The sequence below is a fragment of the Candidimonas humi genome, assembly GCF_019166065.1.
GTDB classification, from domain to species: Bacteria; Pseudomonadota; Gammaproteobacteria; order Burkholderiales; family Burkholderiaceae_B; genus Candidimonas; species Candidimonas humi.
On record NZ_JAHTBN010000001.1, the window covers coordinates 142,668 to 164,737 of the forward strand.

General features: G+C 64.7%; 22 protein-coding genes. 16 read left to right on the forward strand and 6 right to left on the reverse strand.

Going from position 1 to position 22,070, the window contains the following annotated elements:
- Positions 1-5: 5 nt before the first annotated feature.
- The 4 genes from KVP10_RS00640 (at position 6) to KVP10_RS00655 (ending at position 3,015) form a co-directional block, all read left to right on the forward strand.
- On the forward strand, positions 6-326 hold the full coding sequence (locus KVP10_RS00640) for an integration host factor subunit alpha (protein WP_217962533.1): 321 nt from the start codon (positions 6-8) through the stop codon (positions 324-326).
- A 107-nt stretch (positions 327-433) separates the two neighbouring features.
- On the forward strand, positions 434-835 hold the full coding sequence (locus KVP10_RS00645) for a MerR family transcriptional regulator (RefSeq protein WP_217962534.1): 402 nt from the start codon (positions 434-436) through the stop codon (positions 833-835).
- Position 836: 1 nt separating this feature from the next.
- Positions 837-1,649, forward strand: coding sequence for a ferritin-like domain-containing protein (locus KVP10_RS00650; RefSeq protein ID WP_217962535.1), 813 nt, complete (start codon positions 837-839; stop codon positions 1,647-1,649).
- The gene (locus KVP10_RS00655) at positions 1,630-3,015 is read left to right on the forward strand and encodes an L-serine ammonia-lyase (RefSeq protein WP_217962537.1); all 1,386 of its coding nucleotides are present in this window, start codon (positions 1,630-1,632) and stop codon (positions 3,013-3,015) included. Before KVP10_RS00650 ends, KVP10_RS00655 begins: the two co-directional genes overlap by 20 nt.
- Before the next feature lie 159 nt (positions 3,016-3,174).
- On the opposite strand, the gene KVP10_RS00660 is transcribed toward KVP10_RS00655, so the two are convergent.
- The 5 genes from KVP10_RS00660 to KVP10_RS00680 all read right to left on the reverse strand — a co-directional run bounded on the left by KVP10_RS00660 (position 3,175) and on the right by KVP10_RS00680 (position 7,837).
- Positions 3,175-3,981 carry an anti-sigma factor gene (locus KVP10_RS00660; protein WP_217962538.1) on the reverse strand — a complete coding sequence of 269 codons (807 nt, stop codon included), beginning with the start codon at positions 3,979-3,981 and terminating at the stop codon, positions 3,175-3,177.
- The gene (locus tag KVP10_RS00665; protein ID WP_217962539.1) at positions 3,978-4,508 is read right to left on the reverse strand and encodes a sigma-70 family RNA polymerase sigma factor; all 531 of its coding nucleotides are present in this window, start codon (positions 4,506-4,508) and stop codon (positions 3,978-3,980) included. Before KVP10_RS00665 ends, KVP10_RS00660 begins: the two co-directional genes overlap by 4 nt.
- A gap of 187 nt (positions 4,509-4,695) precedes the next feature.
- Positions 4,696-5,670, reverse strand: a complete 975-nt coding sequence (locus KVP10_RS00670; protein ID WP_217962540.1) for a Bug family tripartite tricarboxylate transporter substrate binding protein — start codon at positions 5,668-5,670, stop codon at positions 4,696-4,698.
- A 123-nt stretch (positions 5,671-5,793) separates the two neighbouring features.
- The gene (locus KVP10_RS00675) at positions 5,794-7,431 is read right to left on the reverse strand and encodes an alkaline phosphatase family protein (protein WP_217962541.1); all 1,638 of its coding nucleotides are present in this window, start codon (positions 7,429-7,431) and stop codon (positions 5,794-5,796) included.
- Positions 7,432-7,444: 13 nt separating this feature from the next.
- A complete protein-coding gene (locus tag KVP10_RS00680; protein ID WP_217962542.1) occupies positions 7,445-7,837 on the reverse strand; it encodes a cupin domain-containing protein in 393 nt (130 codons plus the stop codon).
- 181 nt (positions 7,838-8,018) lie between these two features.
- On the opposite strand from KVP10_RS00680, the gene KVP10_RS00685 reads away from it, so the two are divergent.
- The 10 genes from KVP10_RS00685 to KVP10_RS00730 all read left to right on the forward strand — a co-directional run bounded on the left by KVP10_RS00685 (position 8,019) and on the right by KVP10_RS00730 (position 18,469).
- Entirely contained in the window at positions 8,019-8,912 is an 894-nt protein-coding gene (locus KVP10_RS00685) for a LysR substrate-binding domain-containing protein (RefSeq protein ID WP_217962544.1), read from the forward strand.
- A 126-nt stretch (positions 8,913-9,038) separates the two neighbouring features.
- Positions 9,039-10,862 (forward strand): ABCB family ABC transporter ATP-binding protein/permease, encoded by a 1,824-nt coding sequence (locus tag KVP10_RS00690; protein ID WP_217962545.1) that lies wholly within the window; start codon positions 9,039-9,041, stop codon positions 10,860-10,862.
- A 305-nt stretch (positions 10,863-11,167) separates the two neighbouring features.
- Entirely contained in the window at positions 11,168-11,662 is a 495-nt protein-coding gene (locus tag KVP10_RS00695) for an SUF system Fe-S cluster assembly regulator (RefSeq protein ID WP_217962546.1), read from the forward strand.
- Positions 11,659-13,107 (forward strand): Fe-S cluster assembly protein SufB, encoded by a 1,449-nt coding sequence (gene sufB / locus KVP10_RS00700; RefSeq protein WP_217962548.1) that lies wholly within the window; start codon positions 11,659-11,661, stop codon positions 13,105-13,107. The genes KVP10_RS00695 and sufB overlap by 4 nt, the downstream gene beginning before the upstream one ends.
- An 8-nt stretch (positions 13,108-13,115) precedes the next feature.
- Positions 13,116-13,892 (forward strand): Fe-S cluster assembly ATPase SufC, encoded by a 777-nt coding sequence (gene sufC / locus KVP10_RS00705; protein ID WP_217962549.1) that lies wholly within the window; start codon positions 13,116-13,118, stop codon positions 13,890-13,892.
- A complete protein-coding gene (gene sufD, locus KVP10_RS00710) occupies positions 13,889-15,232 on the forward strand; it encodes a Fe-S cluster assembly protein SufD (protein WP_217962551.1) in 1,344 nt (447 codons plus the stop codon). Before sufC ends, sufD begins: the two co-directional genes overlap by 4 nt.
- The gene (locus tag KVP10_RS00715; protein WP_217962552.1) at positions 15,229-16,524 is read left to right on the forward strand and encodes an aminotransferase class V-fold PLP-dependent enzyme; all 1,296 of its coding nucleotides are present in this window, start codon (positions 15,229-15,231) and stop codon (positions 16,522-16,524) included. Before sufD ends, KVP10_RS00715 begins: the two co-directional genes overlap by 4 nt.
- A 79-nt stretch (positions 16,525-16,603) precedes the next feature.
- Positions 16,604-17,059, forward strand: a complete 456-nt coding sequence (gene sufU, locus KVP10_RS00720; RefSeq protein ID WP_217962554.1) for a Fe-S cluster assembly sulfur transfer protein SufU — start codon at positions 16,604-16,606, stop codon at positions 17,057-17,059.
- A 135-nt stretch (positions 17,060-17,194) separates the two neighbouring features.
- Positions 17,195-17,758: a putative Fe-S cluster assembly protein SufT gene (gene sufT / locus KVP10_RS00725; RefSeq protein WP_246600223.1), complete on the forward strand. Its 564-nt coding sequence runs from the start codon at positions 17,195-17,197 to the stop codon at positions 17,756-17,758.
- A gap of 3 nt (positions 17,759-17,761) precedes the next feature.
- Positions 17,762-18,469: a GNAT family N-acetyltransferase gene (locus KVP10_RS00730; RefSeq protein WP_217962555.1), complete on the forward strand. Its 708-nt coding sequence runs from the start codon at positions 17,762-17,764 to the stop codon at positions 18,467-18,469.
- A 72-nt stretch (positions 18,470-18,541) separates the two neighbouring features.
- Here KVP10_RS00730 and KVP10_RS00735 read toward each other — a convergent pair whose 3' ends face one another.
- On the reverse strand, positions 18,542-19,465 hold the full coding sequence (locus tag KVP10_RS00735; RefSeq protein WP_217962557.1) for a LysR substrate-binding domain-containing protein: 924 nt from the start codon (positions 19,463-19,465) through the stop codon (positions 18,542-18,544).
- Positions 19,466-19,648: 183 nt separating this feature from the next.
- Here KVP10_RS00735 and KVP10_RS00740 point away from each other — a divergent pair, with 183 nt between their 5' ends.
- Positions 19,649-20,848 (forward strand): CaiB/BaiF CoA transferase family protein, encoded by a 1,200-nt coding sequence (locus KVP10_RS00740; protein WP_217962559.1) that lies wholly within the window; start codon positions 19,649-19,651, stop codon positions 20,846-20,848.
- Between the two features lie 88 nt (positions 20,849-20,936).
- Positions 20,937-21,926, forward strand: coding sequence for a TRAP transporter substrate-binding protein DctP (gene dctP, locus KVP10_RS00745; RefSeq protein ID WP_217962560.1), 990 nt, complete (start codon positions 20,937-20,939; stop codon positions 21,924-21,926).
- Positions 21,927-22,070 lie beyond the last annotated feature (144 nt).

Genomic DNA, 22,070 nt, shown 5'->3' on the forward strand with positions numbered 1-22,070 from the left:
GACCGATGAACCAGGAAGAATCCCGTACCCTGACCAAGGCCGAGCTGGCCGAACTGCTGTTCGACCGGGTCGGGCTGAACAAGCGCGAAGCCAAAGACATTGTCGATACGTTCTTCGAAGAAATCCGCGAATCCCTGGCGCGCGGGGTGGAAGTGAAGCTCTCGGGCTTCGGCAATTTCCAGGTGCGCGACAAGCCGCCGCGTCCGGGCCGCAACCCCAAGACCGGCGAGGTGATCCCGATCGCCGCCCGGCGCGTGGTAACTTTCCACGCCAGCCAGAAACTCAAGGGGGTGGTCGAGCAATCGGCCGAGGCTGCGGGCGAATAATTCCGCAACTGGAATAAATTCGCGCCACGTCCAGCCTATCGTGGCGGCGCAGTCCCGATAGTTTTCTCTTTTTTCGCGTACCCAAGCAACTGACATAGAATCCGCTCATGAGTCCGACCGAAGCCCCAGTCACCTTGCCGCCGATTCCGGCCAAGCGCTATTTCACGATCGGCGAAGTCAGCGAGCTGTGCTGCGTCAAGCCCCATGTATTGCGCTACTGGGAACAGGAATTCACCCAGCTCAAGCCGGTCAAGCGGCGCGGCAACCGTCGCTACTACCAGCATCACGAAGTGCTGCTGATCCGCCGCATACGCGACCTGCTCTACGAACAGGGCTTTACCATCAGCGGCGCGCGCAACCGCCTGGGCGACGCGCGTGAAACGCCGCACGATCAGGATGCCGCGGTGCGCCTGAGCGGCCCGGAATTCCAGGCCCTGCGCGCCGACCTCGTCGCCGCCAGCGACTTGCTGGCCGAAGCCATAGCGGCAGCGCCCGACGGCGCAGCCTGAAGTGGGGCCGGCCCCGCGCCCCGACAGCCTCAGGCAGGCCGCGCTGGCGGCCCTGGCGATCTCCGATCCGCAGGCCAAACTGGCAGCCCTCGGCGCCCTGGACGACAATCTCGATGCGGGCGCCGTGGCCGTTCTTGCCGAGCCGGCGGGCTTGCCCGGAAGGCCGGACAAACCCGAACTGGTAGCGCCCCAGCGCCTGCGCAAGCGCGCCGCGGGCACCCCTGCCGGCCTTGCCGCGCTCATACATTCCCTGGCCCATATCGAATTCAACGCCATCAATCTGGCCCTGGACGCGGCCTGGCGCTTTGCCGGCATGCCGGCGCAGTATTACCGCGACTGGGCCCGCGTGGCGCGCGAAGAGGGCGAGCACTTCGGCCTGCTGGCGGCCCACCTGCGCAGCCTGGGCCATGAGTACGGCGATTTCCCGGCGCACGACGGCTTGTGGGAAATGGCCGAGCGCACCCGCGGCGATGCGCTCGCACGCATGGCCCTGGTGCCGCGCACGCTGGAGGCGCGCGGGCTGGACGCCTCGCCCGTGGTGCGCGGCAAGCTCGCGGCGGTGGGCGACGCGCGCGGCGCGGCTATCGTCGACATCATCCTCAGGGATGAAATCGGCCATGTGGCCATTGGCAACCGGTGGTATCGTTATCTTTGCGAGCAGCAGGGCCTGGACCCTTATCAAGGCTATCAAGAACTGGCTGCCGCATATCGCGCTCCGCGCCTGCGTGGACCTTTCAATTTCGAGGCTCGACGGGCCGCCGGATTCAGCGACCGGGAATTGGAGGCCCTGCAGGATGACGCTGTCGATATTTGACATATTCAAGATAGGCATCGGGCCGTCCAGCTCGCATACGGTCGGCCCGATGCGAGCGGCGCGCAATTTCGCCCGCAGCCTGCAGCAGGCGGGCCAGTTGCCGCAGGCACGGGCGCTGCGTGTCGAACTCTACGGTTCGCTTGCCGCCACGGGGCGCGGCCATGGCACCGACCGCGGCATCATGCTGGGCCTGATGGGCGAAGCGCCCGACACGGTAGATCCCGAGCGCATCGGCAGCCTGATCGACGGCGTACGCCAGGCGCGCGAATTGCGGCTGTGGAACTCCCATCCTGTGGCCTTCGATCCGGACAAGGATTTTTCCTACCATCTCAAGCCCATGACGGAGCATCCCAACGGCATGCGCTTCAGCGCATTCGACGCCCAGGGGCAATTGCTGCGCACCGAACGCTACCTGTCGATAGGCGGTGGCTTCATCCAGGGCCTGGACGCGGCCCAGGCCGACGAGCACCGGCCGGCTGGCGCACCGGTGCCGTATCCATTCGAGAACGGCGCCCAGCTCATGGGGCACTGCGATCGCAGCGGCCTGTCGATCGCGGCTTTGATGCGCGCCAATGAATGCGTGCGTATGCCGCAAGACGAACTCGAGGCCGGCGTGCTGCGCATCGCGCGCACCATGAATGCCTGTGTGGATCGCGGTTGCGGATTGGGCGAAGAGCCTCTGGATGACATGTTGCCCGGGCCGCTGAAGGTGCGGCGCCGGGCCCCGGCCCTGTATCGCGAGCTGCGCCAGGGCTCGGCCCGCAAGGACCCGCTGCACACCATGGATTGGGTCAATGTGTATGCCATGGCCGTCAACGAAGAGAACGCCGCCGGGGGCAGGGTGGTCACGGCCCCCACCAACGGCGCGGCCGGCTTGCTGCCGGCCGTCCTGCGCTATTACCAGGTATTCGTGCCGGGCAGCAGCGATGCCGGCCTGGTGGATTTTCTGCTGACCGCGGCCGCGATCGCGTTCTTGTACAAGCGCAATGCCTCGATTTCCGGCGCCGAGGTCGGCTGCCAGGGCGAGGTCGGGGTGGCCTGTTCCATGGCCGCCGCCGGCCTGGCGGCAGTATCGGGCGGCACGCCGCATCAGGTGGAAAACGCCGCCGAAATCGGCATGGAGCACAATCTCGGGCTGACCTGCGACCCCATAGGCGGGCTGGTGCAGATTCCCTGCATCGAGCGCAATGCGATGGGCGCAGTCAAGGCCATCAACGCCGCAAGACTGGCCCTGCAGGGCGATGGCACGCACCACGTATCGCTGGACGCCGTCATCGAGACCATGCGCCAGACCGGCGCCGACATGCGCAGCAAGTACAAGGAAACCTCGCGCGGCGGCTTGGCCGTGAACGTGGTGCTCTGCTAGGAACTGTTCGCGTTGAAGATGGTGTAGCCCCTGCGTGCCTGCCCGGGCGCGCGGACGAGGCGCGGCCGAGCCTCATGCGCGACCGCACAAGTGGCCCGGTAAGGGGAGGCCCTGCAAGGGCGCAGGGCGACTCCGTTGTGCACACAGCTTCGCGGCGGGTCAGGGCGCCAGCGCTATCATCCGGCCGATGAACAGCACGGGGCCCGTGGGCCCTGCGGGAGAGCCGCCTTGCGGTTCGAGCGTGATCTCGAAGATCTGGCCCGGCACGATGTCGCCGACGTTGGCCGCGGCGATCTTCGTCGTCTGGTTCGGGTCGATCACCCCCAGCGACCGGGGCGTATCGCTTTCGGTGGGGTGCGTCCAGAGCTGCGCGGACGAGGCCTCGGGGATGTCGCTGTGCACCAGCGGCTTGAACAGCAGATCGTGCTTGGCGTCGAAGGTGACGGTCCAGGCCGGCGTGGAACTTTGTCCGGGGGCCTGCAGGATCGCCAGTTGCGGCGGCAAGGCCTGGGGCGGCGAGGCCGCGGGCGCCTGCGCCAGGGCCTGGGGCTCTGCAGCCTGCACGGCCGTGGTCTTCGAGGGCGATTTATGCGCAAGGGCCAGGCCGATGGCCACGATGGCCAGGCACAGGCTGACGATGCGCCACAGCCATACGCTGCTCCAGATTCCGCCCGCGGCGGGAGCGCCTTCCGCCCGCGGGCGTGCGCTGCGGCGTTCGCGCTGGGCTCGAGGCGCCTGCAGGCCCAGGCGGGCCTGGATATGCTGCAGCATTTGCTCAGAGGGTTCCAGCGGAGGCAGTTTGTCGACCAGCCTCAGGAAACGATTTTCCCATTGCAGGGCGGTGACCGCTGCGCCTTTTTCGGCGCCCAGCAAGGCATGGGCACGGGCGGTGTCCTGCTGGTCGAGCAGGCCCAGGGTGTATTCGGCTATCAGCAGATCCTGATCGGCTGCCAGTTCGGTGCTCATGCTTGCGCGGTCTCCTGCAGCGCGCGCAGTCCCGCGCGGACTTGCGCCTTGACCTGGGTCACGGGCACGGCCAGGCGGGCCGCGATCTGTTCGTAGGTCAGGCCATTATAGAAAGCCATCATGATGGGGCGGCGCTGCTCGTCGTCGAGCGCCGCCAGGCGTCGCGCCACTTCGTCCTGTTCCGTGTCGGCCACGGCCAGATCGTCGGGCAGGGTGTCGATCCATGCGTCGTCCGCGCCGCCGGGGCGGCCGGGCTGGCGCAATTGCTGCAGGATGCGATAGCGCAGAATGCTGTAGATCCAGGCGCGTGCGGCGCCCATGGCGGGGTCGTAGCTGCCGGCGTTCCTCCAGATCAGCACGAAGGAATCGCGCACCAGTTCTTCCGCGTCGCTGCGCCGCGAGAGCATCTTGGCCGCCAGTGCCAGCATGCGCGGGGATTCCTGCCGGAAAAGCTCCTGGAACGCAGCCTGGTCGCCTCCAGCGCAGGCGGCCAGCGCGGCTTCGTAGTCGAACGACGGGTCGGACATCGATACTCCGGTTTAGCAGTCGGGATTTCTTGCGGGAGTATTGTATAGGGAGTCCAAGCGGGCAAAAGTTCCGTGGCTGAGGCGCCACGGTAACAAGGTATTGCCATGGTTCGCGGAAGTGTGTCGCGCCTATGTTCGGCGGGCGCTGGTGCGAGCGGACTGCCGCAGGCGCAGCGACGCTTTGGCCTTAGCCAGCGGTGATATGGGCTTCGCGCACGACGACCGGCCAGCGTTCGAGGCTAGATTCGATCAGTGCGCCGAAAGCCTGTGCCGTGCTCGCCTGAGGATCCAGGCCGAGCACGGCGAATTTCTGGCGCACGTCCGGCATGGCCAGCACCTGGGCCAGGCCACGGTTCCATTTCGCTATGATGGCCGGATCGGTTCCGGAGGGCGCAACGAAGCCTTCCCATTCGCGCAATTCCACGCCCTGCAGGCCTAGTTCAGCAAGCGTCGGAACCTGGGGCATGGCAGCAAGCCGTTTCGGACCCGTGACGGCCAGGGCCCGGATCTTGCCGTCCTTGATGTTCTCCGCGGCTACCGAAGTAGTCACGAACATCATGTCGACTTGGCCGCCGAGCAGCCCCGACAGGGCTTCGGATGGTCCACGGTAGGGTATGTGGCGCAAGGAAAGCCCAAGTTTCTGGCGTACGATCTCGGCGATCAGATGCGAAGGCGAGCCGGTGCCGCCGGAGCCAAAGGTAAGACTGTCGGGGTGGGCACGCGCTGCCGCGACGATATCCTTCAGCGTATGGTAGGGGCTGTTGGCAGGCACGCATAGCACGTTGTAGGCCCACACTGCCTGGCCTATGGGAGCGAGATCTTTTGCAGTGTCATAGGTCAGCTTGCCCATCAGGCTGGGCAAGACGGTATGCGTCATGTACATGAGGCCCACGGTATAGCCATCGGGCTTGGCCCGCGCTACTTCGGCCATTCCTATCGCGCCGGTGGCGCCCGGCTTGTTTTCCACAATTACGGGGGCGTTCCACAGCTTGCCCAGTTTCTGCGCCACGATGCGCGCAATGATGTCGGGCGGGCTGCCGGCGGTAAGGGTGACGACCAGGCGGATCGGTCGATCCGGATAGGGTCGTGCGGCCGCAGTATGAGGGGCGGCGCCTATTGTGAGCGCGGCGGCCGCGGCCAAGGTCTTCAGCCAGGTCTTCATGCTTGTCTCCTGTTGCCAGTTTATTTGTCGATTACTCGCAAGGGTTGCGGCTCGCTATGAGGCGGCCGACCCTTGTTTGCCCGCGGCGATTTATTCGTGGCGCGCCGGCCGTCGGGCTGTGACTTACCAGACTCCGATATGCACGGCCTGCTGCTCCTGGGCGTGGTAGGCGTGGGCCTGCTCCAGTCCGATAGTGGGATGGCGCTTGCGCTGGAACATCCATTCGAACAGCCTGTCCTTCATTTCCGCACGCTGGCCCTGCAGGCCGGGGTCGCGACCCCGGTCCTCGAATTCCTGCGGGTCATTGCGCAGGTCGAACAGATGTGGCGGCAGACCGTCGTAGTGCACATATTTCCAGCGGCCGTCGTACACCACCATCGCGTGGCACTGGTCGACTGTGCGCGCCAACGGCACGCGCACGCTGTCGCGGAAGCCGAAATTGAATTCGCTGAATGCGGCCGTGCGCCAGGGCGTGTCCTGGCAGCCATGCAGCATGGGCAGCAGCGAACGGCCTTCGATAATGTGGGCGGGAATAGGCAAGCCTAGCGCGTCAAGTATGGTGGGTACGATGTCTATGGCCTCGACCAGCGATCGTTCTGTGCTGCCGCGACGCGCATCCGCCTGCGGCGTGGGGTCATAGACGATCAGCGGAACGCGGGCGACAGTGTCATGGAACAGTTCTTTTTCACCGAGCCAATGGTCGCCCAGGTAGTCACCGTGGTCGCTGGCGAAGACGATGAGGGTATCGTCCAGACGTCCGTGGCGGCGCAGGAAGTCGAACAGCCGGCCCAGGTGGTCATCGATCTGGCGCACCAGCCCCATGTAGGCGGGAATGACGCGTCGGCGCACGGCGTCGTTGCAGAAACTGCGGCTGACATCCCACTGGCGATAGCCGTCGGTCACGGGATGGGAGTCGTCGAGTTCGCGCTGCGAGCGCTGCGGCGGCAGCACGTCCTGCGGGCCATACATGCCGTGGTATGGCGCCGGCGCCATATAGGGCCAATGCGGCTTGATGTACGACAGATGCAGGCACCAGGGCTGTTCGCCGCGTGCACGGATGAAATCCATGGCGCGGTCGGTCATGAAGGCGGTCTCGGAGTCGGCCTCGGCAATGCGCGCCGGGCGGTCCGCGTGGCGCATGTGCCAGCCCGATAGCAGCTCGCCATCGTCGCCCATGGCCGAATTGGCCTGTTCGTGCCAGAGATTGGCGCCGGCATAGCCCTTGGCCCGTAAGTACATGTCATACTGGTTCAAGCCCTGGGGGCCATCGAACGGCCAGATGCCGTCGTCGCGCACATAAGGTTCGAATCCTCCTTGCGCGGCCAGCACGCCCTGCATGCTGTCGGTCTTTACACCCAGTCTCGCCAGGCCCTGGGTGTCGCCTTCGACGTGCGTCTTGCCCACCACGGCACAGCGGATGCCTGCCGGGCGCAGGTAGTCGCCCAGGCCTTGCTCCGTGGCGCGCAGGGGTACGAAATTGAAGATCGACCCGTGGCTGGAAACATAGCGCCCGGTGTAGATCGACATGCGCGAAGGGCCGCAAACCGCTCCCTGGACATAGGCCTGGTCGAAGCGCACGCCGCGCCCCGCCAGCCAGTCTATGTTCGGAGTGCGTAGCGTCGGGTGCCCGTAGCACGAAAGATAGTCGCGCCGCAACTGGTCGCACATGATGAACAGCACGTTGCGCGGCCGCTTGGGGTGCGCGGGCCGGCCGCCTTCGGGAGCCGCGTTGCGGGCGATGGAATCCGGCGATGTATGCATGATGCCGGTCTCCTCAGTTTGCGTGGGAGTGCTGGTCCCAGGGCAAGGTGACGCGCTGGCCGAACTCGGTTTCCACGTCTACCGGCGCCATGCTGAGCGCAGCCACGATGTTCATGGGTACTGTGCCGGTATTGCAGATCTGGTGCACCTGGTTCGGCAGGAAGGTCAGGGTACAGTTGGGGCCGAATGGAGTGGTCACTCCATCGACGACGCACTGGCCGCTGCCGCTGAGCACCACGATGGCCTCCTCGCAGTCGTGGCGGTGCACCGGAGTGGCGCCGCCGGGTTCTATGGTCTGCATCCACATTTCCATCTGGCGCATATGGTCGCGGGGGCCGGCTACTGTCTTGTGCTCGATGCCGGGGATTTGAAAGGAGGGCAAGGCGTTGATATCGATGACTGGCATGGCATACTCCACGAGAAAGGGGCAGACGAGATGGTTACTGTGGAGTCATGTTAATGTTCTGGCCTACAGTGAAAAGGGCGGTTTGGGGTTGTCCCCATACCTTTCCGATATGGGTTGCGGGAGAGAGCGCCTCGTGCACCCGGCACCGGCCACTCGGCACCCAACAGGGACGGAGACGGACTTGCGATTCTCTCAATTGCGCAACCTGCTGGCCTTGACCGAGCATGCCAGCCTGGGTTCGGCGGCACAGGCTCTGGGCATTGCTCAGCCGGTCCTCACGCGCAGCATCCAGCAACTAGAGGCGGAACTGGGCGTCAAGCTGGTGCAGCGCAGCGCTCGCGGCACACGCCTGACCGAGGACGGCGAGCGCCTGGCGTTGCGGGCGCGCAAGATCGAGGCCGAAATGCTGCGGGCCCACGAAGAAATCGAGCAGCGTCGCGGCAGTCCGGTGGGCCAGGTGGGGCTGGGCGTGTCGCCGGTGGCGCTGGTGCTGCTGTTGCCCAAGGCCATGGCGCTGTTTCGCCGCGAATATCCGCGGGTGCGCGTCAATATCGCCGATGGCTTGTTCCCCCAGGTGTTCGGCAAGCTGGACGAAGGCGTGCTGGATTTCGCGATTGGGCCATTGCCGGGCGCAAGTGTGCCGGCGCCGTACCAGGCGGAGCTGCTGTTCAATGGCGAAATGGGCGTGGTGGCGCGCGCCGGGCATCCTTTACGGCGAGCGCGCAGCCTGGCCGATCTGGCCTCGGCCGGCTGGCTGCGCTGCGGGCCGGAGCAGGGGCCGGGAGATATCCTGGATGCGTCGTTTTCGGCGCTGGGCCTGGCGGCGCCACAGCCGCTCATGCATTGCGAGTCGGCCATTTCGGCGCTGGAATTCGTCGCCGAGTCCGACCTGCTTGCCCTGCTGCCGCGACGCCTGCTGGAGGTCAGTCACATGCGCCATGCGGTCGTTCTGGTATCGGTGCGCGAGCAGATAGCTCCGGCTGCGGTGCATATATTCCGTCGCAAGGATCTGCTACCCACGCCCGCCGCGCAGGCCTTGCAGGCCGCGATTCGACTGTGCGCCCGGGCCTTGTAAACCTCGAACGCATCCAGGCACGCCCGCCATGCATCCAGGCATATTCTGCTGCCTGGAAACCCGGCAAAATATCCGAAATGTCCAGATAATAAGTATCCAGATAAATCAGACAACAGACAGACATCGATGAGATTCACCCATACCGGCCCGGCGCCGGCGCATCGCAACGACTGGCAGACCATTCGTTCGCTTTTGCCTTTCCTGTGGCAGTCCAAGCTGCGCGTGCTGCTCGCCCTGGGCTGCCTGATTGCCGCCAAGGTGGCCAGCGTGGTGCTGCCCATCTACTTGAAGCGCATCGTCGACGCCCTGAGCGTGCCGGCCACGCTGCTGGTGCTGCCGCTGGCGGCCTTGCTGGGCTATGGCTTCGCACGGCTGGCCGGCAGCATATTCGGCGAACTGCGCGACGCCTTGTTCGCGCGCGTCACGCAAGGCGCCATACGCAGTGTCGCGACCAAGGTGTTCCAGCACTTGCTGGCGCTGTCGCTGCGGTTTCACATGCAGCGCCAGACCGGCGGCCTGAGCCGCGACATCGAACGCGGCACCAAGGGCATAGGCTTTTTGCTGAACTTCACGGTTTTCAACATCCTGCCGACGCTGCTCGAGATAGGCATGGTGACGGGCATACTGCTGTGGCGCTATGCCTGGCCGTTCGCGGTGGTGACGCTGGGTACCATTGTCTGTTACATCGCTTTCACGCTGTTGGTGACCGAAAAGCGCATGGTGTACCGGCGCAGCATGAACGACCTGGACAGCAAGGCCAACAGCAAGGCGATCGACGCGCTGATCAATTACGAAACCGTCAAGTACTTCGGCAACGAGGGCTACGAACTGGACCGCTATGACCGCAACCTGGGCAAGTGGGTCGATTCGGCGGTGCGCAACCAGGTGTCGCTGAATTTCCTGAACATGGGGCAGGGCACCATCATCACCATCGGCATTACGCTGCTGCTGTGGCTGGCGGCGCGCGGCGTGGTACATGGCGGCATGACGGTGGGCGACGTGGTGCTGGTGTCGGCCTACCTGACGCAATTGTATGCGCCCTTGAATTTCCTGGGCTTCGTGTATCGCGAGATCAAGCATGCGCTGGCCGACATGGAACGCATGTTCGGCCTGCTCGAGCAGGACCAGGAAGTGGCCGACAGGCCGCAGGCGAGCGCGCTGGACACCACGCGCGCCAGTGTCGAATTCGAACATGTCGATTTCGGCTACGACAGCCGGCGCCGGATATTGCACGACGTCAGCTTCACCATCCCGGCCGGCCATACGCTGGCGGTGGTCGGGGCGTCGGGGGCGGGCAAGTCGACCCTGTCGCGCCTGCTGTTTCGTTTCTACGATGCGCAGGGCGGCACGATACGCGTCAACGGCGTGGACGTGCGCGACCTGACACAGGCCAGCCTGCGCTGGCATATCGGCATCGTGCCCCAGGACACGGTGCTGTTCAACGACACCATTTTCTACAACATCGCCTATGGCGACACCGGAGCTAGCCGCGACGATGTCATCCAGGCGGCCAAGTCGGCGCGCATCCACGATTTCGTGATGAGCCTGCCCGACCAGTACGAGACCCAGGTGGGCGAGCGCGGGCTGAAGCTGTCGGGCGGGGAAAAACAGCGCGTGGCGATCGCCCGCACGCTGCTGAAAAACCCGCCGATCCTGATCTTCGACGAGGCCACCAGCGCCCTGGACAGTCGCACCGAGCGGGCCATACAGGAAGAACTGGAGCAGATTTCGCGCGACCGCACCACGCTCATCATCGCCCACCGGCTGTCGACGATCGCCCATGCCGACCAGATCCTGGTGCTGGAGCACGGCCGCGTCGTCGAGCGCGGCACGCATGCGGGCCTTCTGGCGGCGGGCGGCCGCTATGCGCAGATGTGGCGGCTGCAGCAGTCCGGCGGTGACCGGCCCGGCGATGGCGAGGGGCAGGAGCTGGCCGCGATGCATGAATGAAGGCGCTGTTGCCGTGGCGGCAGTCTCGGATGAATGAGGGTGCTGTCGTTGCGGCGGCAGTCTCGGCTTTTTAATGTCGGGTGGGGTGGGCCGCGGGGCGACGGGCCGGTGCATTCAGTCGAATCCGTCCCTATTTAATGCCACGGAAACTCCCGAAGAACTATGCGCCGCCCCGCGCCGTCTTGCTGCGGGGCAACATCCCTGCCAATGGCAGGGTATTTCCCGACAGGCGGGCGGTTTCTTGGCTAAAATAGGACTAAAGAAGTCCTGTTTAGCCGGCTGCGGCGACCCCGGAGGCCCTCAATATGTTGCGTATCAGTAAAATCGTCGATTACGGCACGCTTGTGCTTACGCACATGGCTGCCTGTCCCGATCGCATGTTCAGCGTGGCCGATCTGGCCTCTACGCTGGGGCTGGGGCAGCCCACGGTCAGCAAGGTGCTCAAGGCGCTGGCGCGCAGCGAACTGGTCAAGAGCAGCCGTGGCGCGCATGGCGGCTATGTGCTGAGCCGGCCGCCCGAGCGCATCAGCATCGCGCAATTGGTCGATGCGCTGGAAGACCAGCCTTTCGGCCTGACCGAATGCAGCGCCACGCCGGGCGTATGCAGCTTCGAGGCCGCCTGCCAGATCCGCAGCAATTGGCAGCATATCAACGCCATCGTGCGCCGCACGCTGGAAGAGGTCAGCGTGGCCGATATGCTGCATCCGCTGCCTGTCGATTATCCCGGGCATGGCCTGGCGCTGCCGCAAGCGGCGCCGGGCGCATGTGATGTATCCCATTCATGGAGTTTGAGTAAATGAGTCCAGTCACCGAAAAGATCGACTCTTTTCTAGACCGGGAGTACGAGGCCGGTTTCGTCACCGAGCTCGAGTCCGACACCGTGCCCAAGGGGCTGTCGGAAGACACCATACGCCTGATCTCGGCCAAGAAGGGCGAGCCCGAATTCATGCTCGAGTGGCGTCTGGCCGCCTACCGGCACTGGCTCACCATGCGCTTGCCGGAATGGGCCCGGGTCAAGTACCCGGCGGTGGATTTCCAGGACATCATCTATTATTCCGCGCCCAAGCAGAAGAAAGACGGTCCCAAGAGCCTGGACGAGGTCGATCCCGAACTGCTGCGCACCTATGAAAAACTGGGCGTGCCCTTGCACGAGCGTGCGCGCCTGGCCGGGGTGGCGGTGGACGCGGTGTTCGATTCGGTGTCCGTGGCCACCACCTTCCAGAAGCAGCTCGCCGAACACGGGGTGATCTTCTGTTCGTTTTCCGAGGCGGTCAGGAATCATCCCGACTTGGTGCGCAAGTACCTGGGCAGCGTGGTGCCGCCCAACGACAATTTCTACGCTGCGCTGAATTCCGCGGTGTTTTCCGACGGTTCGTTCGTGTACATACCCAAAGGGGTGCGATGTCCGATGGAATTGTCCACGTATTTCCGCATCAATGCGCAGAATTCGGGACAGTTCGAACGCACCCTGATCATCGCCGACGAAGGCGCCTCGGTCAGCTACCTCGAGGGCTGTACGGCGCCCATGCGCGACGAGAACCAGCTGCATGCGGCCGTGGTCGAACTGATCGCGCTGGACGATGCGCGCATCAAGTATTCGACGGTCCAGAACTGGTATCCGGGCGACAAGGAAGGCAAGGGCGGCATCTACAACTTCGTCACCAAGCGCGGCGACTGCCGCGGCCCGCGTTCGCGCATTTCCTGGACGCAAGTGGAAACCGGCTCGGCCATCACCTGGAAGTATCCCAGTGTGGTGCTGCACGGCGACGATTCCGTGGGCGAGTTCTATTCGGTGGCGCTGACCAACAACTACCAGCAGGCCGATACCGGCTCGAAGATGATCCACATGGGGCGCAACACGCGCAGCACCATATTGTCCAAGGGCATCTCGGCCGGACGCGGTAGCAATGTGTTCCGCGGCCTGGTGCGCATGACGCCCAAGGCCGAGGGCGCGCGCAACTTCACCCAGTGCGACTCGCTGCTCATCGGCAAGACCTGTGCGGCCCATACCTTCCCCACCATCGAGGTGCGCAACCCCAGCGCCCAGGTAGAGCACGAGGCCACCACCTCGCGCATCGGCGAAGAGCAATTGTTCTACGCCATGCAGCGCGGCCTGTCGGCCGAAGACGCGGTGTCGATGATCGTCAATGGATTCTGCAAGGAAGTATTCAAGGAACTGCCGATGGAGTTTGCGGTAGAAGCACAGAAATTGCTGGGCGTGAGCCTGGAAGGCAGCGTAGGCTAGGAGAAAAAATGCTGGATATCAAGAATTTGCACGCTTCGGTCGAAGACAAGAAGATCCTGCGTGGGTTGAACCTGAGCATCGGGCAGGGTGAAGTGCATGCGATCATGGGCCCCAACGGCTCGGGCAAGAGCACGCTGGCGCAAGTGCTGGCCGGGCGCGAAGACTATCGCGTCGAGGAAGGCAGCGTCGACTGGGACGGCCAGGACCTGCTGGCCATGCCGGCCGAAGAACGCGCCCGCGCCGGGCTGTTCCTGGCCTTCCAGTACCCGGTCGAGATACCAGGCGTCTCCAATGCCTATTTCCTGAAGTCGGCCGTCAATGCTGTGCGGCGCCATCGCGGCCTGCCGGAGCTGGACGCCATGGACTTCATCAAGCGCGTCAAGAGCGAGATGAAGGCGGTGGACATGCGCGAGGAATTTCTCTATCGCTCGGTCAACGAAGGTTTCTCGGGCGGCGAGAAAAAGCGCAACGAAGTGCTGCAGATGGCGCTGCTCGAACCGCGCCTGGCGATCCTGGACGAGACCGACTCGGGCCTGGACATCGACGCGCTGCGCATCGTGGCCGATGGCGTGAACCGCTTGCGCTCGCCCGAGCGCTCGCTGGTCGTCATTACCCACTACCAGCGTTTGCTGGACTACATCGTGCCCGATTTCGTGCATGTGCTGGCGCATGGGCGCATCGTGCGCTCGGGTGGCCGGGAACTGGCGCTCGAACTCGAAGAGCGCGGCTATGGCTGGATCGAGGAAGAACTGGCGGCAGCGGCGCGGCAAGGGGCGGCGTCATGAGTGGCGTGCAGCAACAAGATGCTGCGGCGGCGCAGGCCGTGCAGCGCTGGACGCAGGAATTTTCCCGGCGCGGCGCCAGCCTGCCCGGCGCGCGTGCGCCCTGGCTGGCCGAAGTCCGCCGGCAGGCCATCGAGCGTTTCGCCGGCCTGGGCTGGCCCGGCACCGGCCTGGAAGACTGGCACCATACTTCGCTGGCCGTATTGCAGCAGCAGGAATTTCCCGATTCGGGCGCTGCGGCCGATGAATCCCTGGCCCTGGCCGAGCCGCTGCTGGGCAGCCTGGCGGGCCATGTCCTGGTGTTCGTGGACGGCCGCTACGACGCGGGCCTGTCGCGCGTAGGCGACTTGCCGGCCGGCGTGCGCGTCGAATCGCTTGCCGCGGTGCTGGAAGCCGACCCTGAACTCGTGCGGCCTTATTTCGGCACGGCGGAAGACGGCGCGACCACTGCGGCCCTGAACCTGGCGTTGTCCGCCGACGGGGCCTATGTGCACCTGGGGCGCGGCGCGGCGCTCGAAGAGCCCGTGCACCTGGTGTTCATCGCCGCCGCACGCGGCGCGAGCTTCCCGCGCAATGTGATCGTGGCCGAGGCCGGCGCGCAGGCGACCATCGTCGAACACTATCTCGGCGCCGACGGCCCCACGACTTTCACCAATACCGTGACGCGCGGCCATCTCGACCGCGATTCCCGCATTACCCACTGCAAGCTGCAGGAAGAATCCGCGCAGGCCTTCCATTTGGCGGACACCGACGTGCTGCAGCAGCGCGGCTCTACCTTCGTCTCGCATGCTTTGTCGCTCGGCGCGCGCCTGGCGCGCAACGACATCGCCACGCGCTTCGCGGGCGAAGGCTGTGAAACCCTGTTCAATGGCTTGTACTACGCCGATGCGCGCCGCCATGTGGATCATCACACCCGCATCGATCACGCCACCCCGCGCTGCAATAGCCGTGAATACTATCGCGGCATTCTCGACGGCGCGGCGCGCGGCGTGTTCGCCGGACGCATCCTGGTGGCAGAGGGCGCCGACCGCACCGATGCCGTGCAGCGGTCCGACAGCCTGCTGCTGTCCAAGCTGGCGCAGGCCGACACGCGTCCCGAACTGGAAATCTACGCCGACGACGTCAAGTGCGCCCACGGCGCCACGGTGGGCCAGATCGACGAGACGGGCCTGTTCTACCTGCGTTCCCGCGGCCTCGATCCGGCCCATGCGCGCAACCTGCTGATCTACGCGTTCGCCGCCGAAACCCTGCAGCGCATCGAGCTCGAACCGCTGCGCCGCCGCGCCTCGGCCGCAGTTCGCCGGCGCCTGCCGGGCGGTGCCGCGCTGGAGGAATTGGCATGAACGTGCAAGTGCAGTTGCAGAACAAGCTGGCCGCCTCGGCGGCCGGCGCGCCCGGCCTTGTCGACCAAGGGCTGCAGTGGGCCGCCGACTTTCCCATACTCGACCGCCCCATACGCGGGCGGCGCCTGGTCTATCTGGACAATGGCGCCACCACGCAGAAGCCGCGCACGGTAATCGACGCCGAAAGCCGTTATTACCTGGAAGACAACGCCAATATCCATCGCGGCGTGCACTGGCTGTCGCAGCATGCGACCGATCTGTACGAAGCCGGCCGCGAGCGCGTGCGCGGCTTGCTGAACGCGGCGCGCAGCGATGAAATCGTCTTTACCCGCGGCACCACCGAAGCCATCAACCTGGTGGCGCAGAGTTGGGGGCCGGCGAACCTACAGGCCGGCGACGAAATCCTGCTGACCGCCATGGAGCATCACTCCAACATCGTTCCCTGGCAGATGCTGGCCGCGCGCACGGGAGCCGTCATCAAGGTCGTGCCCATCAGCGACAGCGGCGAACTGGACATGGACGCTTTCCACAGCCTGCTCGGTGCGCGCACCCGCTTGGTGGCCTCGGCCCATGTCTCCAATGCCCTGGGCACTATCAATCCGGTGGACGAGATCGTGCGCGCCGCGCATGCGGCAGGCGCGCTGGTGCTGCTGGACGGCGCCCAGGCCGTGGCCCACCAGGCGGTGGACGTGCAGGCGCTGGGTTGCGATTTCTATGCGTTCTCGGGACACAAGCTGTACGGCCCCACCGGCATAGGCGCGCTGTACGGACGCCACGAGTTGTTGCAGGCCATGCCGCCCTGGCAGGGTGGCGGCGACATGATACGCACCGTGGCGTTCGAAGGCAGCACGTATGCCGACGTGCCGCAACGTTTCGAGGCCGGCACGCCCAATATCGCCGGCGTGGTCGGGCTGGATGCCGCGATCGCCTACGTGCAGCACGTGGGCCTGGATGCGATCGAGGCCCACGAACAGGAATTGCTGGCCTACGGCACCGAGGCACTCTCGGACATCAAGGGCTTGCGGCTGATAGGCACTGCCCGCCACAAGGCCGCCATCCTGTCCTTCGTGGTCGAAGGCATACATCCGCACGACCTCGGCACCATCCTGGACATGGAAGGCGTGGCGATACGCGCCGGCCACCATTGCGCCATGCCGCTGATGACGCGCTACGGCATACCCGGTACCGCGCGGGCCTCGCTCGCGCTGTACAACCGGCCGGCCGACATCGACGCGCTGGCGGCCGCGGTGCGCAAGGCCATCGATCTTTTCAATGGGGGTAGCAAGGCATGAGCACGCACGCGCGGCCGCCCGGAGGGCGTGCGACTCCTCCCGCGGGGAGGATGTCGCGCAGCGACAGGAGGGTACATCAATGAGCGAGTACGGCGGCGATCTGCGCGAGCTCTACCAGGAAGTGATCTTCGATCACAACCGCCAGCCGCGTAATTTTCACCCCATGCCCGAGGCCAACCACCATGCCGACGGCCACAACCCGCTGTGCGGCGACCAGCTTACCGTGTACCTGCGCGTGGAAGACGGCGTGGTGGCCGACGTCAGTTTCGTGGGCCACGGCTGCGCCATATCCACGGCTTCGGCCTCGCTCATGACCGAGGCGGTCAAGGGCAAGCCGGTCGGCGAGATCGAGGCGCTGTTCCAGGATTTCCATGCCATGCTCACCGGCCCCGATCACCCCGGGCGCGATTTCGGCAAGCTCGAAGTGCTGTCCGGCGTGAAGGAATTTCCCGCCCGGGTGAAGTGCGCCACGCTGGCCTGGCATACCCTGCACAATGCCTTGGTCGACGCCGCGGATACCGCCAACACGGAATGACGCAACGGGGCTGCGGCGCGGCCGGGCGATTGGCCATGGCGGCGCGGCGGCCAGTGACGCAAGAGGCGACGTAGCGGCGCGATGGCGCGGCTACGTAGCAAGGCAACAATGAAGTAATGCAGCAATGACGAGGCAATGATGATAGGTCGCACATACGACGTGGAACTCACCCGCGACTGTCCGGCGGTCCAGGTGCCCTGGGGTTCGCCGGTGACGCTGGATGCCGGCAGCCCGGCGCAGATCACCCAGCACCTGGGCGGCAGCTACACAGTCATGGTCGGGGGCAATCTGTACCGCATCCAGGATCGCGATGCCGATGCGCTGGGGCTGGAGCCCGAAGAAACCGAGCAAGCCGCCGCGCCCGAAGGCCCGGCCACCGCCGAATCGGTGGAACAATCGGCCTGGGAGCTGCTGGCGACCTGCTACGACCCCGAAATCCCCATCGACATCGTCAACCTCGGGCTGGTCTATGGCTGTACCGTCAGCCCCCTGGAAGAGCCGGGCCATTTCCGGATAGAGGTCAACATGACGCTCACGGCACCCGGTTGCGGCATGGGAACCCTGATAGCCGACGAGGCGCGCGCCAAGCTGCTCTCGATACATGGCGTGGACGATGCCGAGGTGCAACTGGTGTGGGATCCCCCATGGAGCCGCGAGATGATCAGCGAGGCGGCACGGCTCGAAATGGGAATGATGTAGGGCATGGCTACGCGTCGCAACGAGTTCGACCAGCCGGTAGGTAGCGCCGTCGAGGGCTGGTCGCCGCGCGGATTGCCGCCGCGCAGCGCCATCGACGGCCGCTACTGCCGCCTGGAACCGCTGGATATGCGCCATGCGGCGGATCTGTACGAGGCCTACAGCAGCGCCGCCGACGGGCGCGACTGGACATATCTGTCGACGGGGCCTTATGCCGCCTTCCAGGACTACCGAGGCTGGCTCGAGCATGCCGCCACGCTGAACGACCCGCTGCACCACGCCATTATCGATCTCGGCACGGGCAAGGCCGTCGGCACGCTCGCGCTGATGCGCATCGACCGCGCCAACGGCGCGATCGAGGTGGGCCATGTGGCGTATTCGCCGCGCGTCAAGCGCACTCCTGCGGGCACCGAAGCCCAGTTCCTGCTGATGCGCCGAGCTTTCGACGAGCTGGGCTATCGCCGCTACGAATGGAAATGCGACAGCCTGAACGCCGCCTCGCGCGCCGCGGCGCTGCGCTACGGCTTCCGGTTCGAAGGCATATTCCGCCAGGCGGTCGTGTACAAGGGCCGCAGCCGGGATACTGCGTGGTTTTCGATCCTCGACAGTGAATGGCCGGCGATAAAGCACGGCTTCGAGCAGTGGCTGGACCCGCGGAACTTCGACGCCTCGGGTGTCCAGCGCCGCAAGCTCGCAGATCTGATCAAGCGCTGAATTTCAGCGGCGGGGCGATCAGGGCTTGCCTTGCGTCGGCTGGCCGGCGAAGGCTCGGGGGATCGGACTGCGTCAGCGCAGCAGCTTGCCGCCTTTCCATATTTTCCCTTCGACCAGTTGTTTCAGGATCGCCTGGCATAGCTGCATCACGATCGTGGTTGCGGGCGAGGCGGGCAGCGTGTCGCTGGTGCACAGGAACAATTCCCGGGTGAAGCCGCCGGCGATGCGGTGGATGGCGATCTCCTCTCTCCTGATTTCATCGTGGGCGGCAGAGTAGGGCAGGATGGTGGCGGCCAACCCCTCCTTGACGGCCGGTATCAGAATAGCCGATGTGCTGGCTTCCCCGTACAGGTTGTATACCAGGTGGTCCTTCAGAAAGGCGTGTTCCACGCGCGAGCGCAAAGTGTTGGGCATGCTGGGAAGGATAAGGGGCAGGGCGGCTATCTTCGACAGCGCGATCCTGCGCCCCGTGAGCCGAGTTGCCGGGTGGGCCATCAGATACAGCTCTTCCTGCAGCAGCGGAATGAAATTGACGCCTTTGGGTTTCTGCGGATCCGGCACGACCGAGAAATCCACACGCCCCTGGGTCACCAATGACAGCAGATCGGCACTGGGAACATCGACGATCTCCAGCACGATGGACGGATGGCGTTCCTTGACCTGCTTCATCAGGCGCAATGCCAGGATCTTGGCGGTGCTGGAGGGCATGGCGACTGAGACGTTGCCGGTGACGGCTCCCTCTTTGCGCGAGAGCAGGATGCGCGTGTTCTCGACTTGCCGCAATATGGTGCGCGCATGCCGATACAGCAGTTCTCCTTCCGGCGTGGGCAGGATGCCGCGCGAACTGCGATGCAAGAGGCGGGCGTCCAGGCTTTGCTCGAGCAATAGTATCTGCTGGCTGAGAGCCGGCTGTGCAATGTGCAGCGCCTCGGCGGCGCGCGTCATGTTCTGCGCTTCGACGATTTTGACGAAATATTTCAGCTGCCTGATATTCATGTCGGTATACACGATCGGCTGCAATGCGGCCGCTGCGGCTCTGTCGCGGGAGCTCGCCCGCGCCTTCGCACATCATAAGAAAATCTTATTGGGCGCTTCTTAAATAGTATTTCAATCCGTGCAGGTGTTTGCCTAGAATCCGGAAATATTCCCGCAGGCTCGATACGAACAGGAGACAGAGCGATGCAGCGGCCGCTTTCCGGTGTGAAGGTCCTGGATTTGACGCGGGCTCTGGCTGGCCCGTTTTGCTCGTTGATACTGGCCGACCTGGGGGCCGAGGTCATCAAGGTCGAACCGACTCCGAACGGAGACATGATACGCCAGTGGGGGCCGTTCGATCAGGGCATAAGCGTTTATTATCTCAGTGCCAACCGCAACAAAAAAGGCATGGGAGTGGACTTCCGCCATCCCGACGGCGCGGCCCTGCTGCGGGACATGGCGCTGAAGTCGGATGTGCTGGTCGAGAATTTCAAGGCGGGCACGGCTGCTGCCATGGGTTTGGGCTACGAGCAGCTCGCGGCGAGCCACCCGGGCCTCATATATGCCTCGATTTCAGGTTTCGGCAGCCGCGGCCCGGCGCGCGACTGGGCGGGGTTCGACCAGATCGCCCAAGGCTATTCCGGCCTCATGAGCCTGACCGGGACGGAGGAGTCCGGGCCGGTGCGCGTAGGCACGGCAATCGGCGACCTCACCGCCGGGATGTGGGCGGCCATGGGCGTACTCGCCGCGTATGTCGAAAAGCAGCGCAGCGGCGCCGGGCAGCATGTCGAAACCTCCCTGCTGGCAGGGCTGATGGGGCTGCTGAGCGTGCAGGGCCAGCGCTACCTCAGCAAGGGCGAGGTGCCGCAGCCTTGCGGCAATGTGCATCCGGTCATTGCCCCGTACGGCACATTCGAGACGGCCGATGGCCCGCTGAACCTGGCGCCGGCCACGCAGGACATGTGGCTGCGGCTGTGCGGCCTGCTGGAGTTGCCGGGCCTGGCGGAGGACGAGCGCTTCCGCACCAATGCGGACCGGATTGCGCATCGCATGGAGCTCAAGCAGTTGTTGGAGTCGAGCCTGCGCCGCAAGACGCGGATGCAATGGACTCCGCTGATGATAGAAGCGGGCATCCCCGCCGGCCCCATCAACAGGCTGGACGATGTATTTCATGATGCCCAAGTCCAGGCTTGCGGCCTGGTGGAAAGCGTCAGCCATCCACTGCTGGGAGAGCTGAGGCAGGTAGGATTGCCCATTTCCATGAGCGGCGCGCCGGATGGCTCGGTGCGTTCCGCGCCACCGCTGTTCGGGCAGCACACGGTGGAGGTCCTGGCCGACTTCGGATGGGACCAGGCCGCGATAGACGATCTGATTTCGAGAAAAGTGGTGTTCCAGAGCGCATGAACGCCGCGGCCCGGCCGTCTGGATGGCCTTCATGCGCAATTCGATGCCGGCTCAAATTTTTGGGCGGCCCATATAAAAGGAGACAGGCATGAGGTACGGAAAACTTATGTGGCTGGCGGCGGCATTGCTGAGCGGGGCCGCCGTGCATGCCGAAACGTTGAAGCTGACACATCAGTGGCCGCAAGGGGACGGCCGCGACAGAGGGGCGCGGCTGTTCGTCCAGGAAGTCGTCAAGCACGACCCCTCGTTCAAGTTCCGCATTTATCCCGGCGCTTCCCTTATCAGCAATCCGCTCAAGCAGATCGACGCGCTGGCTTCGGGCTCGATAGACCTGTCGATATTTCCCTTGATCTATGGTGTAGGCAAAGCGCCGGAATTTTCCATTACGATTTTGCCCGGAGCCATCAACAGCGTGCAGGACGCCATGCGTTTCAAGGGCACGGCCTATGAAAAGCGGCTGCAGGCCGTAGCCGAGAAGCAGGGCTTCCATATCCTGACCTGGTGGTGGACCGAAGGCGGCATAGCCGACAGGGTGAGGCCCATTACCACGCCGGACAGCGTCAAGGGGCTGAAGTTCCGCGGCGCCGACCGCACCATAGACACCATGCTGAAGCAAGCTGGCGCCTCGGTATTCTCGATGCCTTCGACCGAACTTTACAACGCCATGCAGACCGGGGTGCTCGATGGCCTGATGACCTCGTACGAAACGTTCATGAGCATGCGCTTGTATGAACAGTCGAAGTACGCCACGCTAGGGGGAAAATACACGATATTCGTGGTGTTCCAGCCCTTGGTGATTTCAACCAAGGCCTGGAACCGCCTGACGGCGCAACAGAAGAAGATATTCGAAGCCGCCGCCGACGCGACTCAGGCCAGCTTCAATGCGGAGCAGGATCGCATCAAGGCCGAAGTCGTCAAGAAATTCGAGTCCGCGGGCGTGAAGGTGCATCAGATGACGCAGCCGGAATATCAACAATGGCTCGCGCTGGCCAAAAAGACGGCCTGGCCGGAATATGCCAGCATCAGTCCGCAGGCCAAGGGTCTGCTGCAGGCCGTGCAGGAATTGAACAAGCAGTAAACGATGAACCGTCTTGCGTAGGCATGGCGGAGCTTCTCGCCTTCGTCGCCTGTCGCAACTGCCGCCGCCGCAAGCCGGCGGCTGGCTTGCGGCGGCGCACGGGGCGACCATGGCGATGTGCGGCACAGAGATCCCACATCTTGG